The 16956-nt window shown below is 61.9% G+C and carries 14 protein-coding genes; 4 read left to right on the top strand and 10 right to left on the bottom strand.

Translation table 11 applies throughout. The features are described 5' to 3' along the window. Nucleotides 1-300: 300 nt before the first annotated feature. Nucleotides 301-1257, bottom strand: a complete 957-nt coding sequence (locus MTX36_RS09430; RefSeq protein WP_243619447.1) for a LysR family transcriptional regulator — start codon at nt 1255-1257, stop codon at nt 301-303. Nucleotides 1258-1396: 139 nt separating this feature from the next. Here MTX36_RS09430 and MTX36_RS09425 point away from each other — a divergent pair, with 139 nt between their 5' ends. Together MTX36_RS09425 and MTX36_RS09420 are read left to right on the top strand one after the other, a co-directional pair. Continuing rightward, nucleotides 1397-2773: an MFS transporter gene (locus tag MTX36_RS09425; protein ID WP_243619446.1), complete on the top strand. Its 1377-nt coding sequence runs from the start codon at nt 1397-1399 to the stop codon at nt 2771-2773. Beyond that, nucleotides 2770-3513: a 3-hydroxybutyrate dehydrogenase gene (locus MTX36_RS09420; protein WP_243619445.1), complete on the top strand. Its 744-nt coding sequence runs from the start codon at nt 2770-2772 to the stop codon at nt 3511-3513. Before MTX36_RS09425 ends, MTX36_RS09420 begins: the two co-directional genes overlap by 4 nt. 5 nt (nt 3514-3518) lie before the next feature. Here the strand turns inward: MTX36_RS09420 and MTX36_RS09415 are convergent, their stop codons facing one another. From MTX36_RS09415 to MTX36_RS09400, 4 genes are all read right to left on the bottom strand, one after another. Next, nucleotides 3519-4424, bottom strand: coding sequence for a hypothetical protein (locus MTX36_RS09415; protein ID WP_243619444.1), 906 nt, complete (start codon nt 4422-4424; stop codon nt 3519-3521). After that, a complete protein-coding gene (locus MTX36_RS09410) occupies nt 4414-5016 on the bottom strand; it encodes a serine/threonine protein kinase (RefSeq protein WP_243619443.1) in 603 nt (200 codons plus the stop codon). Before MTX36_RS09410 ends, MTX36_RS09415 begins: the two co-directional genes overlap by 11 nt. A 79-nt stretch (nt 5017-5095) precedes the next feature. Next, on the bottom strand, nt 5096-5632 hold the full coding sequence (locus tag MTX36_RS09405) for a hypothetical protein (protein WP_243619442.1): 537 nt from the start codon (nt 5630-5632) through the stop codon (nt 5096-5098). A gap of 17 nt (nt 5633-5649) precedes the next feature. Next, nucleotides 5650-6591 (bottom strand): oxygenase MpaB family protein, encoded by a 942-nt coding sequence (locus MTX36_RS09400; RefSeq protein ID WP_243619441.1) that lies wholly within the window; start codon nt 6589-6591, stop codon nt 5650-5652. Nucleotides 6592-6641: 50 nt separating this feature from the next. On the opposite strand from MTX36_RS09400, the gene MTX36_RS09395 reads away from it, so the two are divergent. Then, on the top strand, nt 6642-7211 hold the full coding sequence (locus MTX36_RS09395) for a TetR/AcrR family transcriptional regulator (RefSeq protein ID WP_243619440.1): 570 nt from the start codon (nt 6642-6644) through the stop codon (nt 7209-7211). Here the strand turns inward: MTX36_RS09395 and MTX36_RS09390 are convergent. From MTX36_RS09390 to MTX36_RS09370, 5 genes are all read right to left on the bottom strand, one after another. Beyond that, a complete protein-coding gene (locus tag MTX36_RS09390; RefSeq protein WP_243619439.1) occupies nt 7189-7989 on the bottom strand; it encodes a DNA-formamidopyrimidine glycosylase family protein in 801 nt (266 codons plus the stop codon). The two genes, MTX36_RS09395 and MTX36_RS09390, sit on opposite strands and share 23 nt — an antisense overlap. A gap of 33 nt (nt 7990-8022) precedes the next feature. After that, nucleotides 8023-12573 (bottom strand): ATP-dependent helicase, encoded by a 4551-nt coding sequence (locus MTX36_RS09385; RefSeq protein ID WP_243619438.1) that lies wholly within the window; start codon nt 12571-12573, stop codon nt 8023-8025. Between the two features lie 15 nt (nt 12574-12588). Then, entirely contained in the window at nt 12589-13593 is a 1005-nt protein-coding gene (locus MTX36_RS09380; RefSeq protein ID WP_243619437.1) for an acyl-CoA dehydrogenase family protein, read from the bottom strand. Nucleotides 13594-13657: 64 nt separating this feature from the next. After that, on the bottom strand, nt 13658-15163 hold the full coding sequence (locus MTX36_RS09375) for an aldehyde dehydrogenase family protein (RefSeq protein WP_243619436.1): 1506 nt from the start codon (nt 15161-15163) through the stop codon (nt 13658-13660). Further along, nucleotides 15160-16422, bottom strand: a complete 1263-nt coding sequence (locus MTX36_RS09370; protein WP_243619435.1) for a VOC family protein — start codon at nt 16420-16422, stop codon at nt 15160-15162. The genes MTX36_RS09375 and MTX36_RS09370 overlap by 4 nt, the downstream gene beginning before the upstream one ends. A 30-nt stretch (nt 16423-16452) precedes the next feature. Between MTX36_RS09370 and MTX36_RS09365 the strand changes: the two genes are divergently transcribed. Further along, the gene (locus MTX36_RS09365; RefSeq protein ID WP_243619434.1) at nt 16453-16917 is read left to right on the top strand and encodes an Lrp/AsnC family transcriptional regulator; all 465 of its coding nucleotides are present in this window, start codon (nt 16453-16455) and stop codon (nt 16915-16917) included. The last annotated feature ends 39 nt before the right edge of the window (nt 16918-16956 follow it).

Here is a 16956-nt window from a genome sequence, read left to right as displayed (position 1 = left end):
GGTTTCTCCGACGGGGCATTGTTACCGGACTCGGGCGGCGGGATTGCTGGCGGGATCAACTGAACCGATCCCACCGGAGGGTGGGCCGCGGCGGCGGACCAAACTCGAGAACAAGGCTGCCCGGGTTCGGGGTGAACGCCGGCGGCGGCGTGCTGTGATGGATGTTCGGGCCCTGAAGTTGGCGCGGCGGGAGCGGCGGCTGGAGGTTCGGAGGCGGACTCGGTTGTTGCAGCGGTTGATGCGGGTGCGGGCGAGGGTGTCGGGACGTCAGTATGTGGTTCGTCCGAGGAGGCCGGTGGATTACGGGGATGATCCACCACCGTTCTGAAATTGAGTATCTTCGGCCTCAGTTCCGGGATTGTGGCCGAGTAGTTGTATTCGCTTCAGGTCCACAGTCTCCCGAATTGCTGAGACTACGGCTGCGACTTCACGGCGTCGTAGTGATTCTGGGCGGGCAACCAGCCAGTAGGCCAAACGCACCTCGATGTCGGCCGGTAGGACGCGGACAAGGTCCTCATGCCGATCGGCCATGAAGCACGGAAGAAGCCCGATTCCGGCTCCCGCACGCGTGGCCTCGATGTGAACGAATACGTTGGTGGACGTGACCGCTTCCCTCATCGAGACGGTGAGCTTGCGAGCAAGGTCGAGTTCATCGACCTGCAACATCGAGTCGATGAAGTACACGAGGGAATGATCGGCAAGGTCGGCCGGGCTCGCTGGAACCGTATGTTGACAAAGGTATTCGCGAGACGCATACAGCCCCAATGCGTAGTCGGCCAAGTGAATAGCTTCGGCGCGGTGGACGTGGGGCTTGCCGACAACCACTTCGATATCGAGTCCGGAGCGGATCTGCGAGGCTTTTCGTGTGGCGACGACGATCTCCACGCTCACTCGTGGATGCCGTTTGCGAACTGTTGCACCAGCCGGTGCGGCAATGTACGCGCTGAATCCGTCGGTTGCGGATACTCGGACAACGCCGTCGAGGAGGTGCTGTCCGTTGGGGTCCAGTGCCAAGTCGTTGACGGCTGCCTCGATCCGCTCCGCCGCCATCAGTGCCTGTCTGCCCAGGTCGGTCAGTTCCCATCCGCCGGACGCACGGACGAGCACTCGTCCACCCAGGCTTTTCTCGAGGCCGGCGATGCGCCTCGAGATGGTGGTGTGGTTGAGCCCGAGGTCGTCGGCCGCAGTGTTGAAACGCCCCGTGCGGCCTACGGCGAGGAGAACCAAAAGGTCGTCGGGATTCGGTCCGGGATTCATATCTGCATCTTTGCAGTTGAAGGCTGCGGTTTTTGTCATTGTTGTGAAACCGATCTGCATCAATACTCATCAAGCCAGAGGAAAGTGTGCGAGCGGTCACATTTGAGAATCGCTGCGAACTATGACGAGGGAGTCCACGATGAGCGTCGACAACAGGCCGAAGCCCGAAGCCGAAGCCCCACCATCGGGGTTGAAGAAGGTTGTCGGCGCATCGATGGCGGGGACCGTCGTCGAGTGGTACGAGTTCTTTCTGTACGGCACCGCTGCGACCTTGGTGTTCAGCAAGGTGTTCTTCCCGGGCGGCGGCAATGAGTTCGACGCGGTCATCGCGGCTTTCATCACGTACGCTGTCGGATTCGCGGCTCGTCCGTTGGGCGGCATCGTCTTCGGGTACTTCGGGGACAGGTTCGGCCGAAAGCAGCTGTTACAGTTCAGTCTCCTGCTCGTCGGCGCGGCAACTTTCCTGATGGGTTGCCTGCCCACCTATGGACAGATCGGGTATTGGGCGCCGGCGCTCCTCGTGACGCTCCGATTTATCCAGGGATTTGCAGTGGGTGGTGAGTGGGGCGGAGCGGTACTCCTTGTTGCAGAGCACAGTCCGAACCGGTCGCGAGGATTCTGGTCGTCCTGGCCGCAAGCGGGCGTTCCGATGGGCAATCTCGTCGCGACCGTGGTTCTGCTGATTCTGACGTCGACCCTGTCGGACGAGTCGTTCATGAGTTGGGGTTGGCGCGTTGCTTTCTGGCTTTCGGCAGTGATCGTTCTGGTCGGATATTACATTCGCACCAAAGTGACAGATGCTCCCATTTTCCTTGCCGCGCAAAAGGAAGCAGAGCTGGTCAAGGCGACGTCGTACAGTGTCTTCGAGGTAGTGAGGCGTTACCCCCGCGGCGTTCTGACCGCGATGGGTCTTCGCTTTGCCGAGAATGTCATGTACTACCTCGTCGTGACGTTTTCGATCACCTACCTCAAGCTGGTAGTGCATGCCGACACCTCGCATATTCTGTGGTGGATGCTCATTGCTCACGCCGTGCACTTCGCGGTAATTCCTTTGGTAGGCAAGCTGTCCGACACCATCGGTCGCCGCCCGGTCTACATGATCGGTGCCGTCACCGCCGGAACCTGGGGCTTCTTCGCCTTCCCGATGATGAACAGCGGACACAACGCGGTCATTCTCTCGGCGATCATCATCGGCCTTGTGTTTCACGCGTTCATGTATGCCGGCCAACCTGCGATCATGGCCGAGATGTTCCCGACCCGGATGCGTTACTCCGGAGTGTCTTTGGGATATCAGGTGACGTCGATCGTGGCAGGATCGCTGGCGCCGATTATCGCCACGGCGCTTCTCCGCAAGTTCGATTCCTCGGTTCCCATTGCCGTGTACTTGCTGTTTGCCTCACTGATCACCATCGTCGCGGTCTTCTTTGCCCGTGAGACCAAAGGCATTTCGCTTGAATCCGTCGACGAGGCAGATGCGCTGGTGCTGGCGAACGAGCGAGCCGGTGTTCCCGCATGACGCTCGCGGGGAAGTCGGCATTGGTTACCGGTGGTGCAAGCGGGATCGGTGAGGCGTGCGCCCGAATGCTTGCCGCCCGAGGTGTCCACGTCACAGTTGCAGATGTCGATGATGTCGCGGCGAAATCGCTGGCCGACGAAATCGACGGCAATGCTTGGGCAGTCGATCTCCTCGATACGGATCAACTCACGACTCTTGCGTTGGAGGCCGACATCCTGGTCAACAGTGCCGGTATTCAACGGGTCAGTCCGGTCGAAGACTTCGATGTCGAAGACTTCCGGAGGATTCAGCGACTCATGGTCGAAGCGCCGTTCCTTCTTATCCGTGCGGCCCTGCCATACATGTACCGCAACGGTTTCGGGCGCATCCTCAACATTTCCTCCGTGCACGGCCTGCGGGCGTCCCCATTCAAGAGTGCCTATGTCGCCGCAAAACACGGGCTCGAAGGTTTGTCGAAAGTCGTTGCTCTCGAAGGTGCTTCGCACGGTGTTACCAGTAACTGCGTCAACCCGGGATATGTGTTGACGCCACTCGTGCAGAGTCAAATCGCTGACCAGGCAAAGGTTCACGGCATCAGCGAATCCGATGTGGTCGAGAAGGTGATGCTGACGGAGAGTGCGATCAAGCGGATGGTGGAGCCGTCGGAGGTGGCCTCACTGGTCGGTTGGCTGGCTTCGGTCGATGCAGCCATGGTGACCGGTGCGTCGTACACCATGGACGGCGGGTGGAGCGCACGATGACAACCCTAGCTGGGTGCGCACGTGCCACCGATCGGTAATTCTTGTGCCCGAGTGCCGATCCAGGTGCCGATGTCGTCGAGCATCGCCGTACCGTCGGAAAAGGTTCCGGAGTTGGGCTTTGCAGCGATCGCCACAGCGAGTTGGCCTGTGCCGCTGGTGATGATCCCGAATTGACGGACCAGGTACCCGCCGTCCTGGTCCGGACCCCAACCGCCCTTGAAGCGGGCTTTCGGGATCACTCCCAGGCCCCAGAGTTGATCGGGGCTGACGTCACCCATGAAGTCCAGCACCTCGGCGGCGTCGGTGCGACAGGGCAAGGTCGCTGCGAATTGCGCTTGATCGTTGAGCGACCACTGCGTTTGCCCGAAAGCGCTGAATTCGGTTCGGAGAACTTGTGATTCGACAGTCGTCGAGACATCGCCCGACGTGGCGAGGACCGATTCGACCTTCGCTGCTGCGCTGGCGGGGTCTCCGAGTTCGGACCACAGGACTTCGGCTGATTCGTTGTCCGACATGGTGATTGCTCGACTGATCGCGGTGAGTTGCTTTCCGTCGACGGTACCGGTCTTGCCGGCTTCTCCGAGAGCTGCGATAGACAAGGGGACTTTGATGGTCGACCACGCAACACCACTGCGCCAGTCTCCGGCGGTGAGGGACTGACCGCCGCCCACCGGAACGAGGGTGATTCCCACCGTGCCGTCGAGTGTCTTGCTCAGGGCAGCAAAGCCTGCGAGCGGCCCGGCACCGTCGAGTGGAACTGGCACTGCCGGTGTTACTTCCGCAGGAACAGCAACGCTGTCGGTGACGGTCTCGTTCTTCGGAACGTCGGCATCGGTGGGAATAGTGCAGGCCGATAGTGCTGCCGCTGCCACCACTACAAGGCCGAGGACCAGCCTGGAATCAGTAGACATACACGACCGCGTTGTTGCCGCCGGTGCAGGTGACTACCTTGGTGCCGCTGCAACTCATGGAATAGCGGGTATTGGTGACGGGGCTGACGGCACTGATCGTGACCGTCGTACCGCGCTGGCTCTGATTCACGTATTGGGAGCGCACCGCTTCGGCGAATTCACACGACGTTACTGTGCTGCCGACGGCGGAATTCGGGTATTCACTGTTGGGGAAGACCGAACTGCACGGGGATGCGTTGCGCGGGAGGGTCTCGCCGGCACCCGGAGCGGCGGTGGTGGTGCGAGGTGCCTGAGACTGCGAGGTAACTCTGGCCGAGGACGTCGCGGCTGCGGACGTATCTGAAGTTCTGTCGAATATCAGCGGGCGGATCCAGACGAGCGCAACTACGACCACGACTGCGAGAACACCGGCAGCGAGGAGTATCCACAACCAGAGCGGTGTTCGTGGTGGCGGTACAGGTGGGTAGCCGCCCTGTGGCGGATAGCCCGGTGGTGGGTAACCAGGCGGTGGGCCGTTGCCAGGCGATGGCGGAACGGGTTGGGGGTGCACGGGGTCGGAATTCCACGGATATGGCGGTTGGGGGGTATTCATCTCGTGGAACTCCTGACCCGATAATGCGGCGTTTGTCTGCGTTATGTATATCGGATCGGGGCGACAGGATTGTTTTCCACTAGTGGGTCAGGACAAGTTTGAGGGCCACGATAATTGTGGCGACTGCGGCGAGTCCGAAGGCCGCGATATGGGTTTCGGTGCTCACCTTTTCGCCGTGGAGACGACTGATCACGTAGCTGGTCGATCCGATGCGCAGGACAAGTACGAGTTCGGCGATCAATTGAGCCGTCCGGGGCTCGAAGAGATTGATCCAGGCTGTGCCCAGGATTACGACCGGAACGACGGCTGACGTGAGAATCGGTACGGAATCGCGGAGGGCGTCTAGCCTCTCGCGACCGGATAGTTGTCGATCATTGCGAATACTTTCGCCCACCCCCTCGGCAAAGGTGTGGGCAATGTACGTCGAGAGCGCTGTGCCGATGACAATGGCAACTCCGAGCGATTCTTCGGATCGCATCACCGGAATCAGGGCAGCAAGCGCCAGGATGTTTCCGTAGATGTATGCGGTGGTCCGGGCAGCGACGCGTTCTTGCCCGAGCGGTTCACCTCGCGAGGTGATCGGACGATTCAGTAGAGTCCGGAAATCCCAATCCATCCGTCGAGCATGGCAGATCAGACGCGCGGGCTGTAGTGCATCGGGTTATCACGTTGATCGAGAGGCGGCAGATTGCGGGCGGGAGTGTGAACCAGGGGAGCGTCGGCGGGTGTCTTACCGTGTGCACGATCCCAGCCGGCGCGGGCGCGGGGTTGATAGTGGTAACGCCAGGGGACAAGACGGAAAGCCGCATTGACGGCTTTCCCGACGATCCTGTGGATCTTCGCGTCGCGGGCGCTCCAGGAGTAGCCGAGAAGATCACGTACGGATTGGTCGTACATCCCGACGGTCAGCCAGATGAATCCTCGGGCGATGGGGATACGGACGACGCGCCAGATCGGGTCGGGTAGCCACGTCATGAACGGCGGCTTGCCCAGGGCAGACAGGTCGAGGACGTCGCGGGTGGCCTTGTTGTCTTCGAGTATGTTGCGGCACATGTGATCCCAATACTCCTGGAAGGCTTCCCAGGTTTCGGGGACTGGTCGCATGCTCATGCCGTAGAGGCGATACCACTGGATATGCTCGGTGAAGAGTTGTTGCTTCTGGGCGTCGGTAAGACCGCCCGAAAAGTTCTCGGCCGTGACGATGGTGCCCATGAAGAACGTGGCGTGCGCCCAGTAGAAGGTGTCGGGATCGAGTGCGTGGTACCGGCGCCCGAACTTGTCGACGCCTTTGATGTTGGTGTGGTAACCCCGTACCTGAAGTGCGGTTTCCTCGGCGCGATCACCGTCGAACACAACTCCGGCGATGGGGTAGAGCGAGCGGTACAGTCGCTCCCAGCGCTCGTCGAAGAATTTCGAATGTTCTTCGACGCCGGCGCCGAGGCCCGGATGCATGTTCTGCATCGAGCCTGCCCACGGGCCCTGCAGCATTCCCCGCCAGTCGCCGAAGTACTTCCACGTCAGGGAATCGGGACCCAGCGGTGTGGGCGCGGCACCGTCACCTGTTTGACTACGCATGTTGTCAGATTAGGATCAGCAACACCAGTAGTCAAGGAATCGGGGCAAGCGTGGGTATCGAAGAACGGCGTGCAATACGAAAGGCAACGCTGTTCGACGTGGGCGTGACGCTTCTCGGAGCGGTCGACGGATCAGCCGTCAACGTGCGAGCGGTGTGCAAAGCAGCCGGGCTCACGGAGCGGTACTTCTACGAGAGTTTCACCGACCGGGATGAGTATGTTGTGTCGGTTCACTCCTTTGTCGCGGAGCGCGCGCAGTCGGCGCTGGCGACAGCCGTGGCCACAGAGTCCGGTACCGAAGCAGTGGCAACGGCGGCGGTGGACGCGTTTGTGAAGTTGATGGTCGACGATCCGGCGATGGGCCGAGTGCTGTTGATCGCACCGCTTTCCGAGCCGGTTCTCAATGGACGCGGAATCCAGTCGATGCCGGCCTTCGTGGATCTGGTGTACGCCCAACTTTCCGAAATCAGTGATCCGGTGGACAAGCAACTGGTTGCCGTCGGATTGGTGGGTGCGCTGTTCACACTGTTCATCGGTTACCTCGACGGCAGTATCGACATCGACCGCGAACGCTTTGTCGCGCACTGCGTCCGCTTGCTCACGAGGGCCAATCACGCGTAGTCGGTTGGCACGACGGGCAGAAGAAGATCTGTCGCTCGGTGAGTTGATCGGGTCCGAGTAGGTCGTCGAGGATGCGAGTTCCGCACCGCCGGCAGGGTTTTCCGGCGCGGCCGTACACCCACGTTTCTCGTCCGCGGCGGGTATCGCCCGTGGTAACCCGAATTCGACGGTCCTTGTTGGCATTGATGATGCGGAACGAAAGATCGACCACAGCGTCGAGGTCCGGAACATCCGTCGTCGGTGTCCGAGGATGAAGTCCACGGAGGAAACAGATTTCGTTCCGATAGATATTGCCGAGACCGGCGAGGACACGTTGATCGAGTAGTGCTGTTCCGATCGGTTGTATGCCGACGGCGTCTAGATTGGCCCGTGCCTGGGTGGGGTTCCAGTTCGGTCCCAGCAGATCCGGTCCGAGGTGCCCGATCACGGAATCTTCCTGGCTCCGGTCGATAATCTCGGTGATTCCAAGCGAAAAACCCACTGCGACGGCATCTTCAGTGGCAAGGATGATCCTTGCTTGATGTGCGGGGCGACGCCACCGCTCGCCGGGGCGGTAGATCTGCCACGCACCTTCCATCTTGAGATGTGTGTGGATGGACGCGTCGTCGACCCGAATCATCAGGTGCTTGCCTCGGCTGACGACGGAGTCGACGTGTGTGCCCGTCAGGTCGACTGTGGCGTATCGAGGGACTCGAACGTCGCAGGCTGTCAGGATCTTTCCTTCGAGTGCCGCGCGCAGTGCCTGTGCCGTCTGCCAGACGGTATCGCCTTCGGGCATCAGGATCTCACCATCTTCAGGACCCCAGCATCTTCAAGACCTCAGCCGGTATCCGCGAGGCGTTGCGGCAAAACCCGCTTCCACCAGAATCGGCGCAAAATCGTTGCCGTGAATCGTTGCTCCGTCTACCTTTTCGACCACCAGTTTCTCGACCGCACGATGTTTGACCATCTGTGCCAGAGATGTTGCTGCCGTGCGGAGTACGCCGCTGTCATCGGTGAAGGTAAGGATGGTTCGGCCACCGCGCTCGATAAAGAGCGTCAATTCGCCTTCTACGAGCACGACCAGAGCGCCGGCTTTGCGGCCTGGCCGGTGACCCGGTGATTCTTCACCGTTGGACCCAGGCCAGGGCAGTGCTGCGCCGTACGGGTTGGCGGGATCGCAGGCAGCGAGAGTGACCGTCGCAGAGGAAGTGTGGCGCCCTTCGATGGAATCTCCGAACGTCCGCAACCGATCAACGACGGCGGGCGTCGAGAACTGGGCCCCGCCCAAAGTGTCGACAAAATATCCGCGTCGGGCTCGGCCGTTGTCCTCGAAAGTGCTGAGCACCTTGTAGATCAGCGCGAACCCCCCGGGGACGTTCTCGCTGACCACGCTGCCGCGAGTCACCACGCCGTAGCGTTCGAGAAGGAGATCTGCAGTGGCGTGGGCGCGGACGGTGGGGTCGGGTTCTGCGGGTGGCAACACGAACCAGCGCCCCGCAGCGATGGCGGGTCCGGTACGAGCGGGCACGGCAGGACGCATCATTCCGCGATACGGGCGAGCGCGGGGAACGCGTCGGGGGATCCGGTGGCTGGTGGTGGTTCGGGTGGTGTCGGACAGCAATGCGCGGAGCGGGGCGACCGTGTCGTTGCCGATGTGTCCGAGCCACACCAACTCCCAGAGTGCCGTGGTGAGGGCGCCGTCGTCGGTCGCTTCGAGGGCGTCGGCAATATGTCGGAAGAAGTACGCGCCACCGCCGGCGAGGAGGTCGAGGACCTGTTGCTGCAAGTCCGAGACATCGGTATCAGCCGGCGGATTGAGGGTGACGGGAGCAAGATCCGCCGGGTGCAGAACTATCCATCCGTCCTTGCTCGAGATGGCTCCCGACCCTGACCACAACACCTCGCCCGTCGAAGTCAGTTCGTCGAGCATGGCCGGCGAGTAGTCGGTGATACGGCTGGGCAAGATCAAGGATTCGAGTGCCGACGCCGGAATGGGAACGCCGGCAAGCTGATCGATCACGGTTGCGACGCCGTCGATGCCGCGGAGGGTTCCACCGACATGCTGCCAGCTGGGCAGGAAGCGGCCCAACGTTGCGGTACTGACCGGCTCGACCTCTTGGCGGGCGGCTGCGAGGGAGCGACGACGCAACCGCCGCAGAACTTCGGCGTCACACCATTCGCTGCCGACGGAGCCAGGTCGGAACTCGCCTTCCAACACTCGCTTCTCCAGGGCCAATCGCCCGAGGACATCGCGTGCCACGGACACGCCGACGCCGAATCTTGCGGACGCGTCGGCGAGTGTGAAAGGACCGTGGGTGCGGGCATATCGGCTCAGGAGGTCTTCGAGCGGTTGATCTGCAGGTTCGATGAACGCGGCGGGTACTCCGATGGGAAGTGGCACGCCGAGTCCGTCGCGCAGGCGAGCGGCATCCTCGATCGCAGTCCACCAATGCTGCCCGGAAAATGAAACCTGAAGGGCGCGTTTGTCTGCGACCAACTTCTCGAGCCAGGCTACGGGATCTTCGAGGCTGCGGGCAGCAACTTCTTCGGTGGTCAGTGGACCGAGCATCCGCAGGAGATCGGCAACTCCTTCGAGATCTTTTGCCTGCCGCTCCGGAACGAGCCTTTGGAGCTCACGTTCGGCCACCTCGATGACGGCGCCGTCGAGTAGTTCACGGAGTTCGACGCGGCCGAGGAGTTCGGCCAGCAAGGTCGAGTCGAGAGAAAGTGCGGCAGCACGCCTTTCGGCGAGGGGGCTGTCGCCCTCGTACATGAACGCGCCGACGTAGTTGAACAACAATGCGCTGGCGAAAGGTGACGGTGACGCCGTCTCGACGTCGACGATCCGGATCTGCCGCTTCGCGATCTTGCCGAAGAGTTCTTTGAGGGCCGGAAGGTCGTACACGTCCTGGAGGCATTCACGCACCGTCTCGAGCAGGATCGGGAACGTGGGGAATTTGCGGGCCACGTCGAGGAGTTGTGCGCTGCGTTGGCGCTGCTGCCACAGGGGTGCGCGTTTACCGGGATTTCGGCGGGGGAGAAGTAGTGCGCGAGCGGCACATTCACGAAATCTGGAGGCAAAAAGTGCGGAGCCGCCTACTTCCTGCGTCACCAGATCCTCGATGTCGTCGACATCGAATGCAAACAGTTCTGCGCCGGGAGGTTCGTTCTCGGTATCAGGTAGTCGGATGATGATGCCGTCGTCGGACGCCGTGGGACTGGAGTCGACGCCGTACCGCTCCTGCAACCTCGCACCGATAGCCAGTGCCCAAGGGGCGTGGACCCGTTGGCCGTAGGGAGAGTGGAGAACCAGGCGCCAGTCGCCGAGTTCGTCGCGGAACCGCTCGACCACCAGGGTGCGATCCGACGGCACCTGGCCGGTCGCGTTTTTCTGTTCGTTGACCAGTTGGATCAGGTTGGTGGTGGCGTTGTGGTCCAGACCGCCGACGCGGCAGCGTTCGAGGACATCGGCCTCGTTGCCCAGTGCGGTTTCGCGGATGAACTGTCCCAAGGCCTGGCCGAGTTCTGCCGGGCGCCCCAAACCGTCACCGTGCCAGAACGGGAGACGTCCCGGCATGCCGTAGGCGGGACTGACGAGGACACGATCGAAGGTGATTTCTTCGATCCGCCAACTGGTAGCGCCCAACGCGAAGACGTCTCCGACGCGGGATTCGTAGACCATTTCTTCGTCGAGTTCGCCGACACGGGAGGACGGCGTGGAGCCTGCGGAATGCCCAGAGTCTCTGCCTCCCAACATGTAGACGGTGAAGAGACCGCGGTCGGGGATGGCGCCGCCCGAGGTGACGGCTAGACGCTGGGCGCCGGGCCGCCCCGTGAGGGTGTTGGCTTCGCGATCCCAGACCAGGCGTGGGCGTAGTTCGGCGAACTCGTCCGACGGATAGCGGCCGGCCAGCAGATCGAGCGTTGACTCGTAGGCGGAGCGGGGAAGTGTTGCAAACGAACCGCTTCGGCGGACCATGTCGAACCAGTCGTCGACGTCGATGGGTTCGAGCGCCGTCGCGGCAACTGTCTGCTGGGCGAGTATGTCGAGCGGATTGGCCGGGACCGCAAGGGCTTCGATCTTGCCTTCGACCATGCGCTCGACGGTGACGGCGCAGTGGATGAGATCGGTGCGATGTTTCGGGAACACCACGCCGCGTGAGATCTCGCCGACCTGGTGACCGGCGCGACCGACGCGTTGCAGTCCGCTGGCAACCGACGGCGGAGCTTCCACTTGAATGACGAGATCAACAGCACCCATGTCGATTCCGAGTTCGAGGCTGCTGGTCGCGACGACGCAGCGCAATCGGCCGGACTTGAGGTCGTCTTCGATGAGGGCGCGCTGATCTTTGCTGACGGAACCGTGATGGGCACGAGCAAGCAACGGCTCGGCGCCGAAGTTAACCTCGGTAGGAGTGCCGATCTGTGATGGTGGACGCGGCATCTTGTCGACGGATACGCCGGTGCGTTCGGCATGAATCTCGTTGAGACGCGCCGTCAACCGCTCGGCGAGCCTTCGTGAATTGGCGAACACGATGCACGAACGGTGCTCCAGCACGAGGTCGACGATCTGCTCCTCGACATGCGGCCAGATGGAACCTGCTTGGGGAGTGGGGGATTCGGAACCGTCGGACGGAGCGGCGATACCCAGTTCGGTCATATCCTCGACGGGTACTCGGACCGTGAGATCAAAAGTCTTGGCGGCCGGAGGCGCCACGATGCGGATGGGGGCGGAGCCGGAGAGGAACCGTCCGACTTCCTCGTGGGGACGCACGGTGGCGGACAAGCCGATTCGCTGCGCCGGCCGCTCGAGTAGGGCGTCGAGGCGTTCGAGGGAGAGAGCGAGGTGTGAACCGCGTTTGGTACCGGCGACGGCATGGACCTCGTCGACGATGACGGTGTCGACGCCGACCAAGGTTTCTCGCGCAGCCGACGTCAACATCAGGAACAGGGATTCCGGGGTCGTGATCAGGATGTCCGGTGGCCGCTTGATCAGTGAGCGTCGATCAGCGGGAGAAGTATCGCCCGAGCGAACACCGACAGTGATTTCCGGCGGCGTGAGACCGAGCCGTTTGGCTGTTTGAGTGATGCCGACCAACGGAGCCCGGAGGTTACGTTCGACGTCGACACCGAGGGCCTTGAGCGGCGAAATGTAGAGGACTTTGGTGGTGCGGTCACTGCCGTCGTGACCGGCCAGCTGATCGAGTGCCCACAGAAATGCGGACAGTGTCTTGCCGGAACCGGTGGGGGCGACAACAAGTGTGTGCGCGCCACTGGCAATGGATTCCCAGGCGCCCAGTTGCGCGTCGGTGGGGGCGGTGAAGGCACCGTCGAACCATTCTCGTGTCGCGGGCGAGAACCTTTCGAGGACTTCAGTCACCTGTCCATAGTGCACCTACCCACCGACAAGACGCTCGACCAGAGATGTCTTGATCGTGGGGCGGGTTGCGGCCACCAGCGTAAATGTCGCTTCACGCATCAACCGTTCGGCCGTGTTGCTACCCACCAGGGACCGGCTGCCGGTGGCGGTGACCAGGGCGGCCGCCACGCGAACTGCGAGTTCCGACGCGGCGGCGCGGGCAGCAGACATGTCGGCGCGGTCCGCCAGCGCCAGATCGAGGTGGCGGCGGGTGGCGGCAGCCTGCTCGGTGAAAGTGTCGACATCGACGCCGAGGTCGTGGAGTTCGGTGATCGCGCGACGGGCAACCCCCATCGCCATGGCTCCGTTGAACCACAGACCGGTCAACTGCGTGCTCTGGAACTGTTCATCGTCGACTACCGCCGCGATGTCGGTGTCCGGAATCTCGAAACCGTCGAAAACTATACGCGCGGTGTTGCTTCCGCGGGCAGCGATCAGTGGAAGCACCTCGACCGTAAGGCCCGGTGCGAGGGTCGCCGGGACGACCGCGTGGACTATGGAATTGTCGAACTCGTCTCTGGCCGATACAAGCAGGATGTCGACGATTCCCCAGCCGGTCACGAAGGGCGCCGTGCCGTCGAGGACGTATCCGTTGTCGACGCGACGAGCCCAGAGGAGCGGCGGGTTGGGAATCGCGCCGGCGTAAGCAACTCCACCCTGGAGGGATCCGGTGATGAGTGAGTCCCAGTACTGCTTGCGCAGTGCATCGTTGGACGTCGAGGCCAACGCCCCCACGACGCCATGATGCTGCATCCACGTGAATGCCGTAGCGAGGCAACCACCGCACAGTGTTTCGACGACCTCCACCAACTCTGCAGCGGACGGACCGTCGGCACCGAGGGCTGCGAGTCCGTAAAAACCCTCCGCTGCCAGGGCGTCGAAATGGCTACTCGGGATTTCACCGTCCGCGTCAACGCTGTCGGCAACGGGGAATAGGACGCTATCGGCGATCTCGCGCGCAAGTTCGGGCCACATGGTCACGGTGAAAAGCGTAGGCGGTCGATCGGAACGGCGCTGGCGAACTCACGATCACGAACCTGGCGAGTTATCCGAACTCGACTCCCTGAGCCAGTGGTAGCTGATTCGAGTAGTTGACGGTATTGGTGGCGCGGCGCATGTAAGCCTTCCATGAATCGGATCCGGACTCACGCCCACCGCCGGTTTCTTTCTCACCGCCGAAGGCACCGCCGATTTCGGCTCCCGAAGTCCCGATGTTGACGTTGGCGATTCCGCAATCGGAACCGTCGACCGCCAGAAACCGTTCGGCTTCACGCTGATCAAGCGTAAAGATCGATGATGAAAGTCCTTGTGGTACTTCGTTGTGGAGTCTGATGGCGTCGTCGAATTCGCGATAGGTCAGTACGTACAGGATCGGGGCGAAGGTCTCGGCTCGAACCACCGCGCTCTGTGCCGGCATTCGCACCAGCGCAGGAGTCACGTAGTAACCCGTATCTCCGACGCGCTCACCGCCACACACGACCGTTCCACCTTCGGCGCGCACCGACTTCAGAGCCTTGTCCATGGAGTCGAAAGCAGCCTCGTTGATCAGCGGGCCGACCAGGACGCCATCGTCGAACGGGCTGCCCACCCGCAGTTGCGCGTAGGCAGCAGAAATTCGATCGATCAGACCGTCCGCTATCGACTCGTGAACGATCAACCGGCGCAACGACGTACACCGTTGGCCCGCAGTTCCGGCGGCTGAGAAAACGATCCCGCGGACAGCGAGGTCGAGATCCGCCGACGGGGTGACGATCGCCCCGTTGTTTCCGCCCAGTTCGAGTAGACTGCGCCCGAACCTCGCCGCAATCCGCGGCGCGACCTCGCGTCCCATCCGGACTGAGCCGGTGGCGCTCACGAGAGCGACCTGCACGTTGTCAACCAGGCGTTGGCCGATCTCTCGTCCGCCGATGACCAGTTGGTGGATCTCTGCCGGAGCACCGCATTCTGCAAGGGCACGTCGTAAGAGAGCGTGGCATGCCAGCGCCGTGAGCGGTGTGGTTTCGGAAGGCTTCCAGACAATCGCGTCGCCGCACACCAGAGCGATAGCCGTGTTCCAGGACCACACCGCCACCGGGAAGTTGAAGGCGGAGATGACACCGACAACGCCAAGGGGGTGCCAGGTCTCCATCAGTCGGTGGCCAGGCCGCTCCGAAGGCATTGTCCGTCCGTACAGTTGGCGCGAAAGACCAACGGCGAATTCGCAGATATCGATCATTTCCTGCACTTCGCCGAGCGCTTCCGACGTGACCTTGCCGGCCTCGAGTGTGACGATCTCGGCAAGGTCGGCCTTGTGTTCACTCAAGAGTTGGCCGAGTTGCCGTACCACCGCCCCCCGAGTCGGGGCCGGAACCGTGCGCCAGGCCAGAAATGCCTGATGCGCAGCAGAAACCGCGTCGTCGACGTCACTGACGGATTGCTGGGCGACGGTACGAAGTTCGGTTCCCGTCACGGGAGTGCGCGCGCTGAGATTGCCGGTCGGCCAGTCGGCTCCGCATCGGGAGAGCGCTGATTGTGCGCGCTCGGCGAGGGCGGACGGATCGGGAAGGATCACGGGTCACTCCTTTGATCGGCACGGGAGGCGTCCTGTTGCTCTCGGTACAACTCGAACGGATCGAGTATCGATCGTTCGATTGCGCCCTCGAGTTGATCCTGCCCGTAATCGGCGCTGAGCGCATCGGAAACGAATTCGGACGCCGAGTCAAGGTTGGACGCAAAGATCCCAGCCGCGGAAGCCGGTAGGAAGTCCTCGTACACAATGGGCTCACGTACCAGCGTCGAACCCTCGCGACGGTACGTGAAGTACGCCAGATCGGCGTCGGCAAGGCCGTCCTCGGTAGTGGGAAATGTGTTCTCCCACAACGCAGTTTCGGTGCAACCGATCAGGGAGTCGTAGATATCTCGCCCTTTGTGCGTCAGCGCGATGCCGCGTGCTTCTACCTCACCGAAACGCACTCGGACGGGCCCGTCGGTGATCGATCCGTCGGCCTCCCGGAAGCGGCGGATCTCGTCCAGTGCCCGAAACGACGTTTGCCGCAGCAGAAGTGGCGGTCCTTTCCACCGCGGTGGTCCTTGGATTCGGTCGATCATGGTGATGCCGCGGGCGGTCATGCGTCGGTACAACTCGTCGATATCGAGTACTCGCGGGGTGAGGTGGTTGATGTGTGTTGTTTCTTGCCCGGCAATATCGGCGGCCACGGGTGAGATGCGGGCGAGTTCGCGGAACCACGACGCGTCGATCGGTTCGGTTCCGAGACGGAAGGCACGTGTCGCGGCGTCGACGAACTGTGTCGCGTGCGGCTCCGGCAAACCTCCGTCGCTGTGTGCGGCCCGGGCCACGCGAAGAAGTTCAGGGGAGAACAGGGTGCGTCTGCGAAGGTAGGCAGCGATTCGGCGCTGGAGATCGGTGTCGAAGAAGCGTTGGTCTTCGATTGCCAGTACGGATGTGAAAACCCGAAATGGGTTGTGCGCGAGTTCAGTCGGATCGATGGGACGGAAAGCTGTCGATACCACGGGGACCGGAGGATCTGCGATCCGCAAGTCGTAGTACCCGACCGGCGACATTCCGAATCCGCCGAAGAGAACTGCCGCGTCCCGCAGTTCGTCGAGAGTCCCCAACCGGATCGCTCCGTGTCGTTCTGCGCTCACTCGGCTGAGGCTGCCCACGTTCTCCCGGTCGGGGTGGGAGGCAACGAAGTCGCGATTGACCTGCCTTGTTACATCGACGAGAGTGTTGTATGCGGGAACTTCACTTCCGTACATGTGTCCGAGTTGGGCCGCAAAACGGGAACGCAACTGCCATGAATCAGTCATGTGCACCCCTTGTTACGTTAATGTGCGCGGGTGGGTGAAATAGAGCAAAGTGAGAATTCTGCTGTTCCGATCGACGACACGGACAGGGTGCTGATCCGAGAACTGGCTTCGGACGGACGTGCCACTTTGTCGGCTCTTGCCGAGAAGGCTGGTCTTTCGATCTCAGCGGTGCAGTCGAGAGTGCGTCGGCTCGAGTCTCGCAAGGTGATCCGCGGCTACTCAGCGAAGGTAGATCCCGAGTCTGTCGGTCAGAACTTGGCGGCATTTGTGGCCATCACCCCTCTCGATCCTTCTCAGCCCGACGATGCGCCGGCGCGCCTGCGGCGTCTGCCGGCGGTGGTGGCGTGCCACTCGGTGGCCGGCGACGACAGTTACGTGCTTCTCGTCCGAGTCGCATCACCGCGGGCGCTTGAATCGCTGTTGCAGGAGATTCGGACAGTCGCAAACGTCGGAACCCGAAGTACGATCATTCTACAAACTTTTTACGACGAATAGCCGCAGTCGTAGTAAATTTTCCTGCCCATCATCGACTTT

Origin of the sequence: Rhodococcus sp. ARC_M6 (assembly GCF_022810305.1) — a bacterium.
GTDB lineage: Bacteria > Actinomycetota > Actinomycetes > Mycobacteriales > Mycobacteriaceae > Rhodococcus_F.
Note: the sequence above shows the minus strand (reverse complement) of the source record. Positions and strands in the feature narration are given on the sequence as shown.